Consider the following 2,433-nt stretch of genomic DNA (forward strand, 5'->3'; position numbering starts at 1 on the left):
GCTCGCGATAGCGGTGTATCAGTCAACCAATGCGTTGAATGTAAAACCGCAATCGCGAGCAGGCTCACTCCTACAGTAGTTTTGTGGTGTTTGTGAAAACGGTGCTTAAGGCATAATCCGCCCAATTCAAACAACAAGGACGCCGCCCCGTGAGCTCAGTCAACAAGTCGATTTTGTTGGTCGATGATGATCAAGAGATACGCGAGTTGCTGGACACCTACCTGACCCGCGCCGGTTTCCAGGTCCGCACCACGCCCGATGGCGCGGGCTTTCGCCAAGCGATGAACGAAGCGCCGAGCGATCTGGTGATCCTCGACGTGATGCTGCCCGACGAAGACGGTTTCAGCCTTTGCCGCTGGATCCGCCAACACCCGCGTCAGGCGCAGGTGCCGATCATCATGCTCACCGCCAGCTCCGACGAGGCCGACCGCGTCATTGGCCTGGAACTGGGCGCCGACGACTACCTCGGTAAACCGTTCAGCCCCCGTGAATTGCAGGCGCGCATCAAGGCCTTGTTGCGCCGCGCGCAGTTCGGTCAGGAGCGTTCCGGCGGTGAAGTGCTGGCGTTCGACGACTGGCGGCTGGACATGGTCAGCCACCGGCTGTTCCACATCGACGGCGAAGAAGTGATTCTCTCCGGCGCCGATTTTGCGCTGCTGAAACTGTTCCTTGATCATCCGCAGGAAATCCTCGACCGCGACACCATCGGCAACGCCACCCGTGGCCGCGATCTGATGCCGCTGGATCGCATCGTCGACATGGCGGTCAGCCGTTTGCGTCAGCGCCTGCGTGATACCGAAAAACCGCCGCGATTGATCCGTACCGTGCGTGGCAGCGGCTACCAACTGGCCGCCAATGTGGTTGCCAGCAATGGCCACTGAGTGGTTGCGCAAGCTCGCCGCCCGCGTGCCGATGCCGCGTTCGCTGCTCGGGCGCATGTTGCTGCTGACCCTGTTGGCGGTGCTGTTCGCGCAGACCTTGTCGAGCGTGATCTGGGTGTCGCAACTGCGTGCCACCCAACTTGAAGGCCTGGTCACCAGTGCCCGCAGCCTGGCCCATTCGATGACGGCCAGCGTCAGTTATTTTCGTTCGCTGCCGGTGGCGTTTCGTCCCTTGGTGCTCGACCAATTGCGCAGCATGGGCGGCACCCGTTTCGTGGTGACCCTCAACGACAAGCCGCTGGGCATGGAAGTGTTGCCGATCACTCCGCGCAAGGAAGCCGTGCTCAAGGCGGTGGATCAGGTGTTGCGCGAGTCCCTCGGCCAAGACACGGATATCTCGGTGACCTTCGTCAGCCCCGAAGACCTGCGGATCTTCAACAGCGGGCTGAAACTCGATGAGTTGCCGCGCTCATGGGCGCATTACGCGCTGACGCTGGAGCCGGTGAACCCGCCGGTGCTGGTCACGCAAATCCAGATGGCGCCGGGCGAGTGGCTGTACATCGCCTCGCTGTTGCCCGAGCCCTACACCAGCCTTGAAGAACAGGGCCTGCCGGCGCAGCAGGTCTGGTTCATTGTGCTCACCAGTGGCTTTTTGCTGTTGTTCATCGGCCTGTTGGTGCACTGGCAGAGTCGTCCGCTCAAACGCCTGGCGCGGGCGGCGCGGGACATGTCCCTCGGTGCCGAAGTCGAACCGGTGGCCGAAGGCGGCGGCAGTGAAGTGGTCGAAGTGGGCCGCGCTTTCAATGCGATGCGCGAGCGCATCAGCCGTTACCTGACCGAGCGCAGCCAGTTGTTCAGCGCAATTTCCCATGACCTGCGCACGCCGATTACCCGGTTAAGGCTGCGGGTCGAATTGCTTGAAGATGAACAGCTGCAAGCCAAGTTCGGCCGCGATCTGGATGAGCTGGAATTGCTGGTCAAGGGCGCGCTGCAATGCGTGAAAGACACCGATATTCACGAAAACATCGAGCCGGTGGATCTGAACCATGTGCTCGATTGTCTGGTGGAACCGTACCTGGCGCCCAACGGTAATGGTCGCGTCACCCAGCAGGGCCGGGCGCTGGCGGCGTACCCGGGCAAACCGCTGGCGCTCAAGCGCTGCATCGGCAACCTGATCGACAACGCATTGAAGTATGGGCAGAACGCGCATTTGCATATCGATGACGACGAGAGCGCCTTCATCCTGCATGTCGATGACGAAGGGCCAGGCGTGCCGGAGCAACGGATGGAGCAGGTGTTCGAACCGCACTTCCGGTTGGCCGGGCAGCAGCAGGGATATGGCTTGGGGTTGGGGATTGCGCGCAACATTGCCCATAGCCATGGCGGTGAAGTCAGCCTGCAAAACCTGCGTGAAGGCGGGTTGCGGGTGACGTTGCAGTTGCCTCGTTCGATCGATTGACGCGGACCCTGTGGCGAGGGAGCTTGCTCCCGCTGGACTGCGCAGCAGTCCTTCTTTTGGGGCCGCTTCGCGCCCCGGCGGGAGCAAGCTCCC

At 61.8% G+C, this 2,433-nt stretch carries 2 protein-coding genes; both read left to right on the forward strand.

The annotated features are described in order from the left end of the window. Positions 1 to 149 precede the first annotated feature (149 nt). Positions 150 to 881 carry a response regulator transcription factor gene (locus QMX98_RS34055; RefSeq protein WP_010457397.1) on the forward strand — a complete coding sequence of 244 codons (732 nt, stop codon included), beginning with the start codon at positions 150 to 152 and terminating at the stop codon, positions 879 to 881. Next, complete coding sequence (locus QMX98_RS34060; RefSeq protein ID WP_172791516.1) at positions 871 to 2,340, forward strand: ATP-binding protein; 1,470 nt, start codon at positions 871 to 873, stop codon at positions 2,338 to 2,340. The genes QMX98_RS34055 and QMX98_RS34060 overlap by 11 nt, the downstream gene beginning before the upstream one ends. Positions 2,341 to 2,433 lie beyond the last annotated feature (93 nt).

It is taken from the genome of Pseudomonas sp. PS02303, from assembly GCF_029959925.1.
Lineage (GTDB): Bacteria > Pseudomonadota > Gammaproteobacteria > Pseudomonadales > Pseudomonadaceae > Aquipseudomonas > Aquipseudomonas mandelii.

What these genes read in the sequence shown, in the direction of transcription:
- QMX98_RS34060 (WP_172791516.1), top strand. Translation starts at nt 871, where the DNA reads ATGGCCACTGAGTGGTTGCGCAAGCTCGCCGCCCGCGTGCCGATGCCG.